The organism is Seonamhaeicola marinus, assembly GCF_008085455.1.
In genome coordinates this window covers 375-659 of sequence record NZ_VSDQ01000347.1, presented here as the reverse complement: position 1 = coordinate 659, position 285 = coordinate 375, and the positions used below count along the sequence as shown (strand labels likewise).

The following is a 285-nucleotide window of genomic DNA, read 5'->3' as shown; positions in this document are numbered from 1 at the left end:
TAGAAGAAGGCATTAAAATATATATTGAATTATTAGAAAAAGTATTATAAACTAGTTGATAGTTTATAGTTGTTTGTTTACGGTGTGCACCTTTTAAACCAATAACTAGTAACTAAAAACTAATAACAAAATAAAATGAAACTCTGGGATAAAGGCATATCAATAGACAATAAAATAGAACAATTTACAGTTGGTAATGATCGTGAAATAGATATTCACATTGCTAAGTACGATGTTATAGCCTCAAAGGCGCATGCTAAAATGTTGCAAAGTATAGGTATTTTA

At 27.4% G+C, this 285-nt stretch carries 1 pseudogene; it reads left to right on the top strand.

Features of this window, described 5'->3' with window-relative positions:
• Positions 1 to 135: 135 nt before the first annotated feature.
• Positions 136 to 285: pseudogene (locus FUA24_RS25650) on the top strand (argininosuccinate lyase); the annotation flags it as partial.